We start from the raw sequence: 17153 nt of genomic DNA, 5'->3' as shown, positions 1-17153 counted from the left end.
TTAGTCTACCGCCTCGTCCGCCGGAGTGCCTGGATCAGGTCGTCCAGGCGTTGCAGGAAGGTCGAGCGGTCCCGGGCGGTGAAGGGAGCGGGGCCGGTGCCCATCTCGCCCATGGCGCGCAGGTGCGTCATCAGCTCGCGGCTGGCCAGGGCATCACCGATGGAGTCGGGCGAGTAGACCCGGCCCTTGGCATCCAGGGCTCGGGCCCCCTTCTCGAGGCAGCGGGCGGCCAGGGGGATGTCCGCCGTCACGGCGATATCCGAGGCCGTGATCTGTTCCACGATCCAGTCGTCGGCCCCGTCGAACTGCCCCTTCGCCACCACCACCGATTCGAACAGCGGGTTGCGGGGAACCCGCAGGGGCGCGTTCGACACGAGCAGCACCTTCAAGCCGCAGCGCGTGGCCACCCGGAAGATCTCCTCCTTCACCGGGCAGGCATCCGCGTCCACGAAGATGCGGATGGCGGGTGAATCGGCGCCATTCACGGGGTCATCCCGGCGGCGATCAGGGCCTGCATGGCGGTCTTCACCCGCGCTGCCTGGGCCGGATCCGCCAGATGGCCTTCAGCGTCCAGGCTGGAAGCGGCCAGGGTGAGGCAGAGCGCGGCCTCGGGCACTACCCGCGCCGACATCACCTCCAGGGTGTGGGCCAGCGAGGCCTGGGCCTTGGCGCCCCCTTCCGGCGAGGGCGAGGCGCTCCAGGCCGCCGTGGGCTTGCCCACGCAGGCGCCCGAGGAGACCACCCACTCCAGCAGGTTCTTCAGCACCGCGGGCATGGCGTGGATGTATTCGGGCGTGCAGACCAACAGCGCGTCCGCCGCCTGGATGCGGGTGCGCAGATCGGCCACCGGTTCCGGGGGCGGGTCGATATCCCGCTCGGGGCTGAAGTGGGGCAGGTCATCCAGGCGTTCCCAGAACTCGAAGGTGCAGTCCGGCGCCAGGCGGGCCGCTTCGCGGAGCAGCCGCGCGTTGAGGGAGCCGGCCCGCAGGCTGCCAGACAGGGCGAGGATCCGCATCAACCTTTCCGCCGCCAGAGGAGCACCGTGCCCACCGCCAGGGAAGCGATGGCTGCCCAGACGGGGATGCGTACGGTGTCCTTCTCCTTCAGGGTGAATTCCAGGGGGCCCAGCTTGGCATCGTGGGTGCCCTTCGTGTAACTGAACTCGGGCCAGATCAGGGCCGCGGCACCCAGGGCGATGAGGGCCAGGCCCGCGAGGGATTTGAGGGTGGCGGCTTTCATGCCGTCTTGTCCAGGCACCACTTCACGCCACCCCGGGCGGCCACGAAGAGGAACACGAAGCAGAACACCACCGCCAGCTCACCCTTGTTCACCGCGGGCCAGAAGGCGGCGCCGAACTGGAACTTCCAGTGGAACTGCATGTAGGCCACGGCCATCATACCGCTGCACAGGAAGGCGGCCAGCCGGGTCTGGTAGCCCAGCAGGATGGCCAGGCCGCCCAGCAGCTCGATCACGCCGCCGATCCAGATCTGCGAACCCATCGGGGGCCGGAAACCGCCCAGCACGCCAAAGAGTTTCTGGGTCCCGTGGAAGGCGAGCAGCAGGCCCGCCACGATGCGCAGCAGGGCGTAGGTGTGGTCGGTGTACTTCTCAAGCCACGACATGCGGGCCTCCCGGGGCGGATGTGGTGACATTTTGCCCAGATCCAACGTGGAAGGAAGTCGCCAAGGTGCTTCAGCCCTAGACATGCATGGGGGCGCTGGCCTCGGCGCCCACCACGGTGATCCAGGGGCGCACCCCCCAGCGCTGCACCAGACCGTGCAGGACGTAAGGGTCCGCCGCCGCGAACCGCTGGGCCCCGGCCGGGGAGTCGCCCTGGAAGAGCAGGACCACCATGTCCACCGGGTCCGCGACCGCTCCGTCCAGCAGCAGTTCGCCTCGGTGATGGGCCTCCCAGGCCAAGGCCAGATGCTCGTTCCGGAACTCTGCGCGGCGTTCCACAAAGTCCCGACCAACCTCGTAGATCAGGAGGAAGTGCATGGACGTACCTCAGAAGAGGGAAGGGGCCTTTGGGAGCGCCACCATCACGAACCAAGGATGGGGCCAAGCTGCTCGACGCGCCCATCGTATTTTTCCATGACCACCCGCCTCGGGCATGAGGTAGCGGGCTTCACCGAAGAAGGCCGGTGCCTTCAGGGGAGCAGCGGCCGGATCAGCTCCGTGCGCCAGGCCGCGGAATCGGGACCTAATTCCGGGCCGGTGGCGTAGCACTCCCACAGGTCTCGGGCCGGGGTGCGCCCGGCCGCCGCCAGCCAGGCGTCGAACTCGCCCCAGGCGGAGCTAAGACCCTCGTAGCCCCCGTGGTAGTTGGTCCGCGCCACTGTGCCGGCGGGCCACTGGCCGGGTTTCACGCGGCCCGCGGGCATCACCGGCGAGGGGATGGGCACGCCGATCTCGAAGTCGAACACATCGGCATGCATCCGGAAGTGGTGGGAGAACACTGGGCCCGTCGGGACGATGCCCTGGGTCGTCAGCGTGGCCAGCAACTCCTGGATGCCGGGGCCCATGACCTGCTGGATCGCCGACCGGGGGATCAGGAAGGGAATGACCGCCGTCGCCTGGGCAGTGACCTGGACGATCTGCGGCTCGTCAAGCATGGGACCTCCGTCGGGGCCAGGACGGCCCGGGCAGGAAGCATAGGGCCGGAGGCCCTGCGGGGAAAGTCAGGAGATCTGAACGGGGTTTGATTTACCCCCGAACGGTCGCCCCGAGTTCGCCGCTTCGGTGCGAAGGGTTCCGGATGCAGCTGGATGGCCCGTTCGCCCAAGGACCTTCCTCGAACGTCCGTAAACGATCTCCGGCTGAGGGCGTAACTCAGCCTCAGCCCGGAGTTCAGCATGAAGACCTTTTTTTTCAATGACGCCAAGGGCCTGCGCAACGGGTGGTGGGTGCTCATCTACCTGGCCATCCTGGTGGCCTGCATCGGCGGGTTCCAACTCCTGGCTCCGGTGCTCAAGCGGTTGGGCGTCCGCAACGGGGATTGGGTGGTGGGCCTGCTCTTCCTGTTCTCCCTGCTGGCCGCCTGGATCTGCACCCGGCTCCGCCGGGAACCCTTGTCCAGCACCGGCTGGCAGGTGAACCGCCGCTGGGTCTGGGAAGTCGCCTGGGGCACGCTGTTCGGAGCCGGGGTGATGCTGCTGGCGGCCGGTCTGCTCTGGGCGGTGGGAGGCGTCACCTGGGAGCTGGATCCTGCCCGCAGTTACCGGGCCCTGGGCCTCGGGTTCGCGCTGTTCGTGCTCGTGGCGCTGTGGGAAGAGAACCTGTTCCGGGGCTTCCTCTTCCAGCGCCTGGTGGACGGCCTGGGGGCGTGGCCCGCCCAGGTGATCCTCGCGCTCTTGTTTGCCCGGGCCCACTGGGGGAATCCTGGCATGCATGGCGCCACCAAGGCCTGGGCCACCCTCGACATCGCCCTGGCCGCGGTTTTCCTGGGGTTGGCCTATCTCCGAACACGCAGCCTGGCCCTGCCCATCGGCATCCACCTGGGCTGGAACTGGACCCAGGGCAACGTGCTGGGATTCGGCGTCAGCGGCACTTCGGTCCAGCACGGCTGGGTCCACCCGGTCTTCCAGGGGAAGCCGGAATGGATGAGTGGCGGCGCCTTCGGTCTGGAAGCCAGCCTCTTCGGTGTGATCGCGGTGCTGGTGGGCATCCTCCTGCTCTGGCGGTGGCAGGGCTCGGCCGGAGCGCGCGCCGCTGACCCGATGCCGGAACCCCGGCGCTCCGAATCAGCCTGAGGCGGGGGCCTCAGCCCTTGGAGCCGGGGGCCTTCCGGGCGGGCTTGCGGCGGCGCTCCGGCTTCTTCGGCTTGGCCGGCTGGGTGGCGCTGTCGTAGAGGCCCTCCAGACGGATGGCCTTGGCCGAGGTGTCCGCCGCCTTGTGGATCTCCTTGAGCACCGAGGCCACCAGATCCAGATCCGCCGCATCGCCCTTCAGCAGCTCCTGGAAGGCCTTGGACTTCAGCTCCTCCAGCCGCTTCGACTGCCGCTTTCCCGCCGCCCAGTTCAGCAGCTTGGAGAACAGCTCATAGCCGAGCTTGAGTTCAGGGGTGGGGAGGGACATGGGGCCATGGTACCGGAAGGCGTTGGTCAGCGCTTGTCCACACAGGCCATCAGGGCCGCCAGGCCGGCGCCCACGATGGCGTCCAGGTTCCGGGTGATCATCTCCACGGGCCAGTCCCACCAAGCCAGGGCCTCCAGGGCGGCGATGGTGGCGTCGGGGAAGCGCGTCCGTAGGGGCTTGGCCGGGTTCCCGCCCACAATCGTGTAGGCCGGGACATCGCCCACCACCACGGATCGGGAGGAAATGATGGCCCCGTTACCGATGCGCACGCCGGGCATGATGAGCGCATCGTAGCCGATCCACACATCGTTCCCCACCACGGTGTCGCCCTTGTAGGGCAGATCGCCGGGCCGGGGCGCTGCCGTCTCCCAGCCTCGCGAGAAGATGTGGAAGGGGTAGGTGGAGAAGCCGGAAAGCTTGTGGTTGGCGCCGTTCATGATGAAGCGCACGCCACGAGCCAGGGCGCAGAACTTCCCGATGATCAGCCGGTCCCCGATGAAAGGGAAGTGATAGAGCACCTGCCGCTCGAAGCCCTCCGGACCTTCCGGGTCGTCGTAGTAGGTGTAGTCCCCCACGACGATGAGGGGGTTCGAGATGAAATTCTTGAGGAAGCCCACCTGCGGGAAGCCCGGCAGGGGGTGCGGGTTCGAAGGGTCGGGGCCGTGCATGGGGCTCCAGGGGAAGGGCGGTCAGGCCGGGCCGGTCTGGAACAGGCGGCGCGTGCCCGGAAGCAGCAGGTAGATGGCCTGAAGCACCAGGACCAGCACCAGGAAGGCCAGGATCCAGGGCAGGGCGGCGGGCGGGGGATCGACGAGGAGGTAGGCGAATAGGCGGGCCTGCCCTGCGGGTCCGGTCACCGCCACGGTGGTGTACAACGCCTCCCCGGCCAACAGGATCTGGACCGCCAGAGAGGCCAGGGTGAGCCAGCGCGCCCACCGGATCCGTCGCAGCAGCCCGAGCCCTAATAGAAGGGAACCGATAGACACATCCATGCTGGGGCGGTGCTGGAGGAAGGACAGGGCCGTGCCCGCCAGGCTGAGTGCGCCCTGGACGAGCAGGAACCCGGCCGTGAGCCTCAGGGGCCAGGGAAGCTTGGGGAGCGTGGGCATAGGAGGCCTTGGGGCAGAAGGCTGAAGGGCCGAGGTGGGAGCTGCTGGGCTAGGGGGCTACGGCCAGGGAAGAGTCGGGGTTACCTTCCCCCTGATTCTACCTCTCGAAGCGAAGCGACATCCGGCCTCCGGTACGAAAGGTCGCAGCTCCCAGGCATCCACGGCCTTGTTCGAACACCACCGAAGCACGGACAGCCATGTCCTGCGACTTCTCGATGACCACGAACCTCGGGAAGGAGGTTCAGACCCGCTGCTGGTTGATGAGCTTATCGCCCAGGCTGGTGCCGAACCGATCTTTCACCGTCGCGCGGCTGTTGATGGTCTGCGTGTTGAGCTCGTTCATGGAGACCTTCCAGTAGGGCTTGAACAGGTCCAGACCCGCCTTGTAGTCCCCGCCACGAAGCTGCGTGGAGCAGCTTTCGACGAGAGTTTTAGTCTCGTATAATATTATGAGTTTACACACCTTCCCTTGGTCTATCGCGATCAAGACGGCGGCCAAGAGGAGTCACGGGATAGCTTTGATTGGCATCATTTCCCCTTTTAATATCAATGGATAACACCCCAATTTACATGTGGCGGCCGGCGGACGTCGAACACGGGAAACGTCAATTGCCCTGAGGGTCAGGGGCGGCGCTGGGTGTGGATTTTTAGGTGGGGTATTCTGATTCACTCATCAGCGCTTTCGCCCTCGCGGCCGCGTGCCGGAGACCCGACGGATCGCTGCATTCCAGCTCCGGCCGTGCAACTCAGGCATGATTGCCAATGCCCGGTGAGCGAACGCGCGATGCAGGGAGGGGCTGCTCTTCGACACCACCTCTAGGATTGTCGTGAGGTCCCGCAGGTGCTGAGTCGATAACGGCTGGTCGGGTGCGGATAGCACGCCAGGGAGTGCGGCGAACAACCGGTCCACGGCGTCACGCACCGCTGGATCGCCTGCGGCAATGCGAATAACCTCCGGGATACCCCTCCGCAACGCCTGCCACCATCGCTCCAGGCCCGGAAGAGTTTGGTAGTCCTTGGCCCGGAAGTCGCGCATGGCGGCGAGCGCGCTCGCGTGGGTATCGCCTCCGCCGATCAACCGCGAGAGCGCGTCGGCGGGGCAGGGGACAACGCCAGTGAAGGACCCTGAGATATCCCAATCCCCATCACCGGACTCATCCCCGGACCATCGCCGAGAGAACTCAATGACAGCGTTCGCAGCGAAATCATCGTGGTTGGCTGTCCAGACCTCGCTGCCAACGGTGTCGTCGTTATTTCCGAACGTGCCGTACCAGAGGAGCTGCCAGCCCGACATGGTTCCCTTGATTGCGTCGTGGACCATGGAAGCCGCGGTGTCTTTGACGGTCTGGATGGCGGCGTCGATTTCTTCCTTGGTTGGTGCGTGCGTGGCGTGCTGGAAGCCCGCAGCCACCTTCGCTACAGCGAGTTGGATGGAGTTCACGAGCGCGTTGTAACCGGTGTCGGCAAGGTCATCCGGCCAGCCGTCCTGCTCCATCAGTACGACGGCGACTCCGGCGATGCCAGGGAGGTCGTCTCCAATCAACCCCTTGATTACAGGGTCATTGATTGGGATGGGTTTCAGAGTGTTTTGCCACGTGCCCAGCGACTCCGGCACAGGAACGTCGTCGCCCGCGTCCACATCGGTGTCGCCGAGGTTGCCGTGGTGGCCGTTGCGGAATTCGATTACCGGGAAACCGATGAGCCCCGAACCGGTCTCCACGGCATAGCTGTCGCCGTCGATCTTGAAAAAGATGGGCCACAAATAGGGCTCGGCGTTGCCCCAACCATCGCCCTCGTCATAGCAGTGGACGTTTTGTAGAAAGATTTTCAGGTTCAGTGTCGCTCTTGCCATGGCTGCCCCCAGGAATGTTGAGGAAGAACATGTTGACCCATTTACCTAACGGAAGAAGTTGACCGGCTAAGGCCCTTGCACATGGTCCGGTTGAACGAGGGGTTGGACATGTCGGTGTTTGTTTGGGTGATGCAGTGAGGCGCCGAACAACATGACAATGAGGAGTAGAGTGCGCACGAGGCACTCGAAATGTACGGATCTCAAGCTCGGGTGGGGTAGAAACGGCTGAACGGTGGTTTTTAGGGTCCCAATGGATTGGAGTGGTTCTATCCAGTTCGAGAAGTACGGGCGATTAAGAGGGGCCAAGTGGGGGGGGGGTTAACCGGCAGGGCGAACGTTCGCACCTTCCCCGCCACCTTTGAACCCGACGAATACACTTAGCGTAAAGAACTGCCCGCCGTGAGGATCGGAAAAGAGGGCCCAGCGCACCTCAGTCCTGTCGACGCGAGTGCGCGGATTTGACCAGGATCGCGGGTTTGGCTCAACCTCGGAACGCCCCTGGCGGATTGGCTTCCCAGCTTCCGCCCATCAGGGTGGTGCGCACGGGGACGCCCGGGGTCTTCACGCCGCGATGGGCCATGCAGGTGTGGACGGCGACGAGCTGGACGCCCCAGGCGGCGGGGCGGAGGTGGGTCTGGAGGGCGTCGGCGATCTGCTGGGCCATGCGCTCCTGCACCTGCAGGCGCCAGGCGTAGGCCTGCACCACGCGCACGAGCTTGCTGAGGCCCACGGTGCCGCCCACGCCAGGGAGGTAGCCGATGGTGGCGTGGCCCTCGAAGGGGGCCAGGTGGTGCTCGCAGGTGCTCACGAAGGGGATGCGCTCGAGGATGACGGGGACGGGGGCCAGGTCACCGGGCAGGGGCTTCAGCTCGGCGCCCAGGTCCACCCCGTAGCCGGCCAGCCGCTCGGCCCAGAAGTCCGCCACCCGCGAGGGTGTGTCCTGCAGCTCCGGCGCGTCCGGATCCTGCCCCAGGCCCCGCAGCAGGGCGCGGACGGCGGCCTCGGAAGCGGCGCGGTCGAAGGACGGGATGCGGGAATCAGCCATGGTCCGGTCAGTCTACGCCTGGGCTCGGCGCCGGAGGAGGAAAGGCTGGAACCGCGAATGGCGCGAATGGGCGCGAAAACAAAAGCCAAAAGAGAAAAAGCTGTTTTTCCACCGATTTCAGTGATGAAGAAGGCTCTCGTCCCAACGCAGCATGGGCTCATGGGGGGTGGGGGGGGGGGGGGGGGGGGTGGGGGGGGGGGGGGGGCCCCCCCCCACAGAAGCGCCGCGGGGGCGGGGGGGGGGCCCCGGCCCGGCTCTTTTGGGCGGGGGCCCCCCCCCCACCCCCCATGACTTCCGGCGAGGCCGGAAGCCGCCTGCGGTGGGCCCATGCGGGACGCAGCCGAGGCGCAATCACCGTCAATCACCGTGCATCAGTGGCTAAAATGCCTTTCCTGGGAATGGACCGCCTCCCAAGGTTTGGCCTCGGACTCGAAAGATCCCTGTGGGATCATGGGGGATTCGGGAGTTGGCGATGAGCGAGAAGGTCAGTTACGCGTCCAGCGGCGTGGACATCAACCGCCAGGACGAGGCCCTGAAGCGCATCAAGCCCCTGGTGAAGGCCACCAAGACTCCCGGCGTCCGCAGCGACATCGGCTTGTTCGGCGGCCTCTTCGACGCCCGGTTCCCCGAGGCCAAGCCCATCCTCGTCAGCAGCATGGACGGCGTGGGCACCAAGATGAAGGTGGCCCGGCGGGCCGGCATCTGGGATACGGTGGGCCAGGATCTGGTGAACCACTGCATCAACGACATCCTCGTGCAGGGTGCGCGACCCCTCTTCTTCCTGGACTACATCGCGGCCCAGCAGCTGGAGCCCGAAGTCATCGAACAGATCGTCAAGGGCATGGCCACGGCCTGCAAGAATTCCGGCTCGGCCCTCATCGGCGGCGAGCTGGCAGAGATGCCTGGCGTCTATGCCGAAGGTGAGGTGGACGTGGCCGGCACCATCGTGGGCGTGGTGGACGAGGCGGACCTGCTGCCGCGTCTGGACGCCATGGCCGAAGGCGACGTGCTCATCGGCCTGCCCAGCTCGGGCCTGCACACCAACGGCTACTCCCTGGCCCGCAAGGTCTGTTTCGAGCTGGAGAAGCTCGACGTGCAGGACACCCTGCCCGGCACGGACCGCACGGTGGCGGACGCCCTGCTCGCCATCCACCGCAGCTACCTGGCGCCCGTCATGCCCCTGGTGAAGGCCCACCAGCTGGTGGCCATGGCCCACATCACCGGCGGCGGCCTGACCGACAACATCCCCCGCGTGCTGCCCAAGACGCTGGATGCCGAGATCGACACCGCCAGCTGGCAGATCCCGGCCCTCTTCAAGTTCCTCATGGCCAAGGGCGGCCTGGGCATCGACGATGCCCGCCAGGCCCTGAACCTGGGCGTGGGCATGGTGCTGGTGGTGAAGCCCGAGCTGGCCGGCGACGTGTTGGCCCACCTCCACGCCGACGAGGAGCCCGCCTGGGTGCTGGGGCGGCTGGTCAAGGGCGCGGGAATCGTTCGCTACCGTTAGATCGTCAATTGTTGGCCCGGCCCGAAGCCGGGACGCATATTGGGGCGTTGCCCGGGTTTCCGGCCGCCTCTTCCTGTCCGCGGAAAGGCTCTCCGAGAGGGGCGGATCGCCTGCATGGCCCGTGCCATGGAGGAGCCCTGTCCCGGCGGAGGAGGTCCTATGGAACGCTTTGGTGTGGAGTGCGAACCCAGTGGCCGGAAGCGTCTGGCCGTGCCCTTCCGCGGGGTGCGGCTCCTGCGGAACCCCATGTACACCAAGGGGACGGCCTTCTCCCAGGAGGAGCGCATGGCCCTCGGCCTGGAAGGCCTGCTGCCCCACTCGGTGACCAGCATGGAGCAGCAGGCCCGGCGGGTGTATGCCAGCATCCAGCGCAAGCAGGATCCCCTGGAGAAGTACATCGGCCTGGCGGCCCTGCAGGACCGGAATGAGCACCTGTTCTACCGGGTGCTCATCGATCACATCGAGGAGTACCTCCCCATCGTCTACACCCCCACCGTCGGGCGGGCCTGCCAGGAGTTCAGCCACATCTTCCGCCGGGCGCGGGGCATCTGGATCACACCGGAGCACCGCGGCCACATCGCCCAGGTGCTGCGGAACGCGGCCTTCGACGACATCCGGCTCATCGTGGTGACGGACAACGAGCGCATCCTGGGCCTGGGCGACCAGGGCGTGGGCGGCATGGGCATCCCCATCGGCAAGCTGGCCCTCTACACCGCGGCCGCGGGCATCCCGCCCTGGCAGACCCTGCCCGTGAGCCTGGACGTGGGCACGGACAACCTGGATCTGCTGGACGACGAGTTCTACCTGGGCTGGCGCTCACGCCGCCTGCGCGGCCCCGAGTACGACTCCCTGGTGGACGAGTTCGTGCATGCGGTGCGTCAGGTCTTCCCCAAGGCCCTGCTGCAGTGGGAGGACTTCAAGAAGTTCAATGCCTTCCACCTGCTGGACCGCTACCGGAAGGTGCTCACCAGCTTCAATGACGACATCCAGGGGACGGCGGCGGTGGGCGTGGCGGCCCTGATCGCCGGGGCGCGGGCCACGGGAACGCCACTGCGCCGGCAGCGGATCCTCTTCCTGGGGTCCGGCGCTGCGGGCATCGGCATCTCCCGCCTGGTACGGTCGACGTTGCGGCGGGAGGGCCTCGAAGGGGAGGACCTGGTGCTGGCCATGGCCAACCTGGACGTGCAGGGCCTCCTGGTGGAGGACGATCCCAGCCTGGATCCGCTGCAGCGGGACTTCGCCTGGCCAGTGCTGCTGGCCGAGCGCATGGGCCTGGGCCGCGGCCAGAAGCGGGATCTCCTCTCCGTGGTGAAGGTCTTCAAGCCGACCATGCTCATCGGCACCTCCGGCACCGCCGGCGCCTTCACCGAGGAGGCCATCCGCGAGATGGCCGCCCAGGTGGAGCGGCCCGTGGTGCTGGCCATGTCCAACCCCACCAGCAAGGCGGAGGCGAAGCCGCGCGATGTGCTGGCCTGGACCGAAGGCCGGGCCCTGGTGGCCACCGGCAGCCCCTTCGACCCGGTGGCGTACGAAGGCCGGGAATACCGCATCGGCCAGAGCAACAATGTCTTCATCTTCCCGGGCGTGGGCCTGGGCGTCCTGGTGGCCGAGGCCTGCGAAGTCACCGATGGGATGTTCGCCGCCGCCGCCCGGCAGCTGGCCGAGGAGGTCCGACCGAAAGATCTGTCGGTGGGGAGCCTCTTCCCCTCCGCCAGCCGGATCCGGGAGGTCACGGCCCACGTGGCCGCGGCGGTGGTGCGGGAGGCCCGGGAGATGGGCGTGGCGGTCCGGCCCCTGGCCGACGAGGACATCCCCGGCGCCATCGCGGCCGCCATGTGGAACCCCTGCTACCTGCCGGCGGACCCCGCCCCGGAGCCCGCCCATGAGCGGCACCAGGAGGCGACGCTGGCCTGAGGCTGGCTTGAACCTAGCCTGAACCTGGCTTGAAGCTGGCCTGACCGCACCCACCGGACGGTGGCCAAGGCGGGTCATCGGTGGTCCACTGGCTCATCACCCAGCGGAGGATGGTCCTGATCAGCGCGCCCGTGGAACCCCGTCCCACCCGCTTCGGCCTGCTGGATCCCCTCCGCGGGATTCTGGCCCTGTGCGTGGCGGTGTACCACCTGGGCGTGTGGTTCAACATCTCGCAGTCGGGCGGCGGCGCGAACATCGCCATGGCACGCCTGGGGAACTACAGCGTGTCGGGCTTCTTCGTGCTGAGTGGCTTCGTGCTGTTCCGCACCACGCCCTGGAGCCGCGTCCGGAAGGAGAGGCCGGGCCGCTTCTGGCTGCGACGCTTCCTGCGCTTGGCGCCGGTGTTCTATCTCGTCTGTGCCCTGAACGTGAGCCTGGGCCTGGGCATGGGGCCCGAGGTTTCCCTCCGGTTCATCCTCGAGAACCTGACGCTGACCTTCGGGGCCATCCATCCCAACCACGCATTGGTGACGGGCGGCTGGTACGTGGGGCTGGTGGCCCTGCTCTACTTCGCCTACCCGCTGCTGGCCTGGCTGCGGGAGAAGGCTGGGCCCCGGGGTGGACTGGTCTTCCTCGCCGCCCTGGCCCTGGGTCTCTGGGCCTGGAGCCTGCCTTCGACCCTGCACGGCGTGATGGGACAACCTCTGTGGAACCGCTTCCACACCTACGTGCTGGCCCCCAACCAGGTGTTCCTGCTGGCCTGGGGCGCCCTGCTGGCGGGACTCCACGCCGGCACGGAGAAGCGTCTGGAACCCAAGCTGGCTCTGCTGCTGGCGCTGCCGCTGGTCTGGCTGCTGATCAAGCCCACGCCGCGGTTCTTCGATCACCTGGCGGCGCTCACGGGCTGGCTGCGCTACGGCTACCTGCTGGCGGTGACGGGCCTGGTGGCCCTGGCCGCCTTCACCCGGGACGGCGAACCCGGCTGGTTCGGGAAGCAACTCACCCGCCTGGGCGCCTGGAGCTACGGGATCTACCTGCTGCACCCCTTCACCATGAAGCTGGTGGCACCGCAGGTCTCGGGCCTTCCGGGCTTCAGCCTGGCGCTGGGGCTGGCCATCCTCGCCGCCTGGGCCGTGCACCGGTGGATCGAGGAGCCCATGGGGAAGCTGGGGCGGGGCGCGAAGGGCTGATCAGCTCCCGCCGACCCGCGCGTAGAAGCTGGTGCGGCGGAGGTTCTCCTCCACCTTGAAAGCCTGCTGCAGGGGCGGGAAGGCGCGCTGCTCGCAGTCCGTGCGCTCGCAGAGGCGGCAGGTGACGCCCACGGGGATCGGCGGCTGGTCCAGGCGCAGGCCGTCGGCGTAGATCAGCTCCTTGGCGTGGCCCATCTCGCAGCCCAGGCCCAGGGCCTGCATGGCGTGCTGGCCGCGGTAGCCGCCCGTGTCCTTCTGGATGGTGCGGGCGATGCAGAAGTAGCGGCGGCCGTCGGGGAATTCGCTGATCTGGGTGCGGATGAGGCCCGGCGTGAGGAAGGCCGCGTGGGCGTTCCAGCGGGGGCAGGCGCCGGAGAAGCGGGCGAAGCGGATGCCCGAGGCGGAGAAGCTCTTGGAGATGTTGCCGGCGATGTCGATGCGCAGGAAGTGGAAGGGCACGCCTTCGGAGCCTGGCCGCCGCAGCGTCGTCAGCCGGTGGCAGACCTGCTCGAAGCTGGTCTGGAAGCGGCGGGCCAGGATGTCGATGTCGTAGCGCTCGGCCCGGGCGGCCCGCAGGAAGCGCTCGTAGGGCATGAGCACCGCCCCCGCGAAGTAGTTGGCCAGGGCCACGCGCGCCAGGGCGCGGGACGCGGGCGTGCGCAGCAGGGGGTGGGAGGCCAGGTGGTCCAGCAGGTCGCCGTGGTCCAGCAGCGCCAGCTGATGGGCGAGCTGGAAGGTGCGGCTGCGCTGGGGCAGCAGCTCCGAGAGGCTGAGGATCCGGCGGTCGGGGTCGTAGCGGCGCAGCAGGCCGGGCCCCTCGGACACGCGGTGGACGCGGATCTGGACGTTCCGGGCCTCGAAGGCCGCCGCCAGGGCCGGGTAGGGCTGGTCCGCATCCAGGCCGGCGCTGGTCCAGAGCTCCTCCGCCGCGGTCTCCAGCTCGGGGAAGTGGTTCATGGCCTGCTGGATGAAGTCGCCGACTTCTTCAGACGGGAGCCGCGTGGCCTCGGGGTCGAAGCCCTGCCCGTCGCTGAGCTTGGCGGCCAGGGTGTCCAGGCTGTCCTGGGCGTGCTGGTAGGCCCGGTACAGCTCGAAGACGCCGCGGGCCAGCTGGGGGTTGTTCTGGACCAGCTCGCGGACGTCCTGGGCCTGGAGGCCGTGGGATTCGAACAGCGGATCGCCGAAGGCCTCCATGAGGTCGTCGGACAGGCGCTGGTCCTCCTCCGGGGCGAGGGCCTTGAGGTCCAGCTTGAACTGCTGGGCCAGCCGGATGAGCAGGGGAGCCGTGAGGGGCCGCTTGTTTCCCTCGATGAGGTTCAGGTAGCTGGGGCTGATGCCCAGCGATTCCGCCAGTTGCACCTGACTGAGCCCCTCCTGGCGGCGGAGGAGGCGGATCTTGGCGCCAAGGCGGGCGGCGGGCTTGCTGGGAGCGGCGGAGGGCATGGGACCTCGTTTACATCAATTTACAAAATCAATGGAGAGAATTGACAGAAATTTTCAGTTCAACCCCTATCAAATCAGCTGTTCATTGACTCACCAAAGAATAGGTCAATCTTTGACACAACGCCACCCCCCAATCCCACCACGAGGTGCCTCATGACCCCCAAGTTCCCCATCCCGCCCATCGAGGACGACTTCGCGGCCCACCGTTGGGAGGGCATCACCCGGCCCTACGGTCCCGAGACCGTCAAGAAGCTCCGCGGCAGCCTCCGCATCGAACACACCCTTGCCAAGCTGGGGGCCCGCAAGCTCTGGAGGCTGCTCCAGAACGACGAGCCCACGCGGGCTCTGGGCGCCCTCAGCGGCGGCCAGGCGGTCCAGATGGCCAAGGCCGGTCTCAAGGCCATCTACTGCTCCGGCTGGCAGGTGGCGGCGGACGCCAACCTCTCGGGCCAGACCTACCCGGACCAGAGCCTCTACCCCGCCAATTCGGTGCCCGCCCTGGTGAAGCGCCTCAACGGTGCCCTCCAGCGGGCCGATCAGATCGAGCACGGCGAGGGTGGCGTGAGCCGCGACTGGTTCCTGCCCATCGTGGCGGACGCCGAGGCCGGCTTCGGCGGCCCCCTCAACGCCTACGAGCTCATGAAGGGCATGATCGAGGCCGGCGCCTCCGGCGTCCACTTCGAGGACCAGCTCTCCAGCGAGAAGAAGTGCGGCCACCTCGGCGGCAAGGTGCTCATCCCCACGGGCCACTTCATCCGCACCCTGGTGGCGGCCCGGCTGGCGGCGGACGTCATGGACGTGCCCACCCTGATCATCGCCCGCACGGACGCCGATTCCGCCCGCCTGATCACGTCGGACATCGACGAGCGCGACCGGCCCTTCCTCACGGGCGAGCGCACCCCCGAGGGCTTCCACCGCATCACCGGCGGCGTGCAGATGGCCATCGCCCGCGCCAAGGCCTACGCGCCCTACGCAGACCTGATCTGGTGCGAGACTTCCACGCCCGATCTGAAGGAGGCCCGGGAGTTCGCCGAGGGCGTCCACGCCGCGTTCCCCGGTAAGCTGCTGGCCTACAACTGCTCGCCCTCCTTCAACTGGAAGAAGAAGCTCTCGGACGAGGAGATCGCCACCTTCCAGCGGGAGCTGAACGCCATGGGCTACAAGTTCCAGTTCATCACCTTGGCGGGCTTCCACAGCCTGAATCACGGGATGTTCGAGCTGGCCAGCGCCTACCGCACCGAGCACATGACCGCCTACGCCCGGCTGCAGGAGGCCGAGTTCGCCGCCGAGGAACGCGGCTACACGGCCACCAAGCACCAGCGCGAGGTGGGCACGGGCTACTTCGACGAAGTCGCCCAGGCCATCAGCGGCGGCCTGGCCTCCACCCTGGCCCTGGTGGGCTCCACCGAGTCCCAGCAGTTCCACTAGGCCTTGGCGGAATGGCTGCGGGCGCCCTACTTCGGGGCGTCCGCGGCCTTCTTGTCGGCCATGGTCTGGTCGTTGATGACGCCTTCCGTCGCACGGGGGCTGGCTGCGGAGGCCCTGGCAGGGGCTTCGGAGTACCGCTTGCCGGTGTGATGGTAGGTGAGGTACTCGCCGAAGTAGACGGCCATGAGATCAGAGCAGTCCTTGAAGTAGGCGAACCCGTGGGCGTCGCCGTCCTTCAGATCCACCGCCACGCCGGGCAGGTCCTTCACGACCTGGGCGTTCTCGGCGGCGTCCTTGTCGCCACTGGAGGCCAACACCAGTACGGAGGGCCGGCTGCGGAGCACGGCGCCCTTCAGGCGGTCCCGGGCGCTGTCGCCAAAGGCGGCGGTGCCGGCGGGGCTGAGGCTGAGGACCGCCAGGGGCTTCACTTCCGGGGCGGCCAGGAGCACCGCGAAGGCGCCCACGCTGGAGCCGGCCAGGCCGATGCGGCGGCCGTCCACGCCGGGCTGCTTGCGGAGCCAGACGGCGGCCTGGGCCAGGTCGGCAGGAATCTTGTCGAAGCCCACGGCCGTGGCCGAGGATGCGAAATTGGCGGTGACCCGGGTCTCAGTCCCGTCCTTCATGACGCTTTCCCCGTGGCCGCGCAGGTCCAAGGCCAGCACGCCGATGCCCCGGGCCAGGAGCCTTTCGGTGAGGGGGGCCCAGCCTGTGCGATCAGCGTTGAACTGATGGGCGAGGATCACCACCGGCACCTTGGCCTTGGGCTTGGCGGCGGGCAGGGTGAGCGTGCCCCGGAGGGCGAAGCCGTCCGCGCTGGTGAGGGCCATGTCGGTGGAAGAGGGCGCGGTGAGTGGCGCGGCGGGCAACGCGGCGACCATGGTCATGGCCGCGAGAGGAGCCAGCAGGCGGGTTGTGCGCATGGGGACCTCGGAGAAGTGCCCCACTCTAGCACGCATGGAACCATGCATTCCTAGGGTATAAAAGAGATCTCAAGCGATTTCGAGGTGCCCATGTCCGCCCAGACCCCCGACGCCATCCTGCAGGAAACCAAGCGCCGCATGCATGCGTCCGTGGAGGCGCTCAAGAAGGAGATGGCCACCATCCGCACGGGCCGGGCCAACGCCAGCCTGCTGGACAACGTGCATGTGGAGTACTACGGGTCCATGGTGCCCCTGAACCAGATGGGCACGGTCTCGGTGCCCGAGGCCGGGATGCTGGTGGTCACCCCCTTCGACAAGAGCGCCATCAAGGCCGTCGAGACGGCCATCCTCAAGTCCGACCTGGGCATCAACCCCGGCAACGACGGCAACGTTATCCGTCTGCCCATCCCCATGCTCACGGAGGAGCGCCGCCGGGAGTTGGTGAAGGTGCTCCACCGCCTGGGGGAGGAGATCAAGACCGGTGTGCGCAACATCCGCCGGGACGCCAACGAGGATGTGAAGAAGCTGGAGAAGCTCAAGGAGGGCCACATCTCCGAGGACGCCGCGAAGAAGGCCCTGGACGACATTCAGAAGCTCACCGACGTCCACACCAAGGAGATCGACGAGGCCCTGAAGCACAAGGAAGCGGAGATTTTGAAAGTTTGAGG

Annotated in this window: 20 protein-coding genes; 6 read left to right on the top strand and 14 right to left on the bottom strand. The window is 67.4% G+C overall.

Annotation, left to right across the window (positions count from 1 at the left end; translation table 11 throughout):
* Positions 1-5 precede the first annotated feature (5 nt).
* The 6 genes from NOV65_RS08120 to NOV65_RS08095 form a co-directional block, all read right to left on the bottom strand.
* On the bottom strand, positions 6-485 hold the full coding sequence (locus NOV65_RS08120; protein ID WP_257305671.1) for a YaiI/YqxD family protein: 480 nt from the start codon (positions 483-485) through the stop codon (positions 6-8).
* Positions 482-1015: an NADPH-dependent FMN reductase gene (locus tag NOV65_RS08115; protein ID WP_257305668.1), complete on the bottom strand. Its 534-nt coding sequence runs from the start codon at positions 1013-1015 to the stop codon at positions 482-484. The genes NOV65_RS08120 and NOV65_RS08115 overlap by 4 nt, the downstream gene beginning before the upstream one ends.
* Entirely contained in the window at positions 1015-1239 is a 225-nt protein-coding gene (locus NOV65_RS08110; RefSeq protein ID WP_257305667.1) for a hypothetical protein, read from the bottom strand. Before NOV65_RS08110 ends, NOV65_RS08115 begins: the two co-directional genes overlap by 1 nt.
* Positions 1236-1622, bottom strand: coding sequence for a DoxX family protein (locus tag NOV65_RS08105; protein ID WP_257305665.1), 387 nt, complete (start codon positions 1620-1622; stop codon positions 1236-1238). The genes NOV65_RS08110 and NOV65_RS08105 overlap by 4 nt, the downstream gene beginning before the upstream one ends.
* A 76-nt stretch (positions 1623-1698) precedes the next feature.
* A complete protein-coding gene (locus tag NOV65_RS08100; RefSeq protein WP_257305663.1) occupies positions 1699-1998 on the bottom strand; it encodes a YciI-like protein in 300 nt (99 codons plus the stop codon).
* A 152-nt stretch (positions 1999-2150) separates the two neighbouring features.
* Positions 2151-2615, bottom strand: coding sequence for a GyrI-like domain-containing protein (locus NOV65_RS08095; RefSeq protein WP_257305661.1), 465 nt, complete (start codon positions 2613-2615; stop codon positions 2151-2153).
* A gap of 240 nt (positions 2616-2855) precedes the next feature.
* Here NOV65_RS08095 and NOV65_RS08090 point away from each other — a divergent pair, with 240 nt between their 5' ends.
* The gene (locus NOV65_RS08090; RefSeq protein WP_257305659.1) at positions 2856-3752 is read left to right on the top strand and encodes a CPBP family intramembrane glutamic endopeptidase; all 897 of its coding nucleotides are present in this window, start codon (positions 2856-2858) and stop codon (positions 3750-3752) included.
* A gap of 10 nt (positions 3753-3762) precedes the next feature.
* Here the strand turns inward: NOV65_RS08090 and NOV65_RS08085 are convergent, their stop codons facing one another.
* From NOV65_RS08085 to folE, 6 genes are all read right to left on the bottom strand, one after another.
* On the bottom strand, positions 3763-4077 hold the full coding sequence (locus NOV65_RS08085) for a hypothetical protein (RefSeq protein ID WP_257305657.1): 315 nt from the start codon (positions 4075-4077) through the stop codon (positions 3763-3765).
* Positions 4078-4103: 26 nt separating this feature from the next.
* Complete coding sequence (locus NOV65_RS08080) at positions 4104-4745, bottom strand: CatB-related O-acetyltransferase (RefSeq protein WP_257305655.1); 642 nt, start codon at positions 4743-4745, stop codon at positions 4104-4106.
* A 21-nt stretch (positions 4746-4766) separates the two neighbouring features.
* Positions 4767-5186, bottom strand: a complete 420-nt coding sequence (locus NOV65_RS08075) for a hypothetical protein (RefSeq protein ID WP_257305653.1) — start codon at positions 5184-5186, stop codon at positions 4767-4769.
* Positions 5187-5427: 241 nt separating this feature from the next.
* The gene (locus NOV65_RS08070; protein ID WP_257305651.1) at positions 5428-5649 is read right to left on the bottom strand and encodes a hypothetical protein; all 222 of its coding nucleotides are present in this window, start codon (positions 5647-5649) and stop codon (positions 5428-5430) included.
* A 210-nt stretch (positions 5650-5859) separates the two neighbouring features.
* Entirely contained in the window at positions 5860-7038 is a 1179-nt protein-coding gene (locus NOV65_RS08065) for a hypothetical protein (RefSeq protein ID WP_257305649.1), read from the bottom strand.
* A gap of 481 nt (positions 7039-7519) precedes the next feature.
* Positions 7520-8083, bottom strand: coding sequence for a GTP cyclohydrolase I (gene folE / locus NOV65_RS08060; protein ID WP_257305647.1), 564 nt, complete (start codon positions 8081-8083; stop codon positions 7520-7522).
* A gap of 472 nt (positions 8084-8555) precedes the next feature.
* Between folE and purM the strand changes: the two genes are divergently transcribed.
* The 3 genes from purM (at position 8556) to NOV65_RS08045 (ending at position 12694) form a co-directional block, all read left to right on the top strand.
* A complete protein-coding gene (purM, locus tag NOV65_RS08055) occupies positions 8556-9590 on the top strand; it encodes a phosphoribosylformylglycinamidine cyclo-ligase (RefSeq protein WP_257305645.1) in 1035 nt (344 codons plus the stop codon).
* Between the two features lie 159 nt (positions 9591-9749).
* Positions 9750-11504: an NAD-dependent malic enzyme gene (locus NOV65_RS08050; RefSeq protein ID WP_257305644.1), complete on the top strand. Its 1755-nt coding sequence runs from the start codon at positions 9750-9752 to the stop codon at positions 11502-11504.
* Positions 11505-11614: 110 nt separating this feature from the next.
* Positions 11615-12694, top strand: coding sequence for an acyltransferase family protein (locus NOV65_RS08045; RefSeq protein WP_257305642.1), 1080 nt, complete (start codon positions 11615-11617; stop codon positions 12692-12694).
* On the opposite strand, the gene NOV65_RS08040 is transcribed toward NOV65_RS08045, so the two are convergent.
* Positions 12695-14137, bottom strand: coding sequence for a helix-turn-helix domain-containing protein (locus NOV65_RS08040; RefSeq protein WP_257305640.1), 1443 nt, complete (start codon positions 14135-14137; stop codon positions 12695-12697).
* A 153-nt stretch (positions 14138-14290) separates the two neighbouring features.
* On the opposite strand from NOV65_RS08040, the gene aceA reads away from it, so the two are divergent.
* Positions 14291-15565 carry an isocitrate lyase gene (gene aceA / locus NOV65_RS08035; protein WP_257305638.1) on the top strand — a complete coding sequence of 425 codons (1275 nt, stop codon included), beginning with the start codon at positions 14291-14293 and terminating at the stop codon, positions 15563-15565.
* A 26-nt stretch (positions 15566-15591) separates the two neighbouring features.
* Here aceA and NOV65_RS08030 read toward each other — a convergent pair whose 3' ends face one another.
* Positions 15592-16485: an alpha/beta hydrolase gene (locus tag NOV65_RS08030; protein WP_257305636.1), complete on the bottom strand. Its 894-nt coding sequence runs from the start codon at positions 16483-16485 to the stop codon at positions 15592-15594.
* Between the two features lie 90 nt (positions 16486-16575).
* Here NOV65_RS08030 and frr point away from each other — a divergent pair, with 90 nt between their 5' ends.
* Positions 16576-17151, top strand: coding sequence for a ribosome recycling factor (gene frr / locus NOV65_RS08025; RefSeq protein WP_257305634.1), 576 nt, complete (start codon positions 16576-16578; stop codon positions 17149-17151).
* The last annotated feature ends 2 nt before the right edge of the window (positions 17152-17153 follow it).

It is taken from the genome of Geothrix campi (assembly GCF_024609265.1).
Taxonomy (GTDB): Bacteria; Acidobacteriota; Holophagae; order Holophagales; family Holophagaceae; genus Geothrix; species Geothrix campi.
Note: the sequence above shows the minus strand (reverse complement) of the source record. Positions and strands in the feature narration are given on the sequence as shown.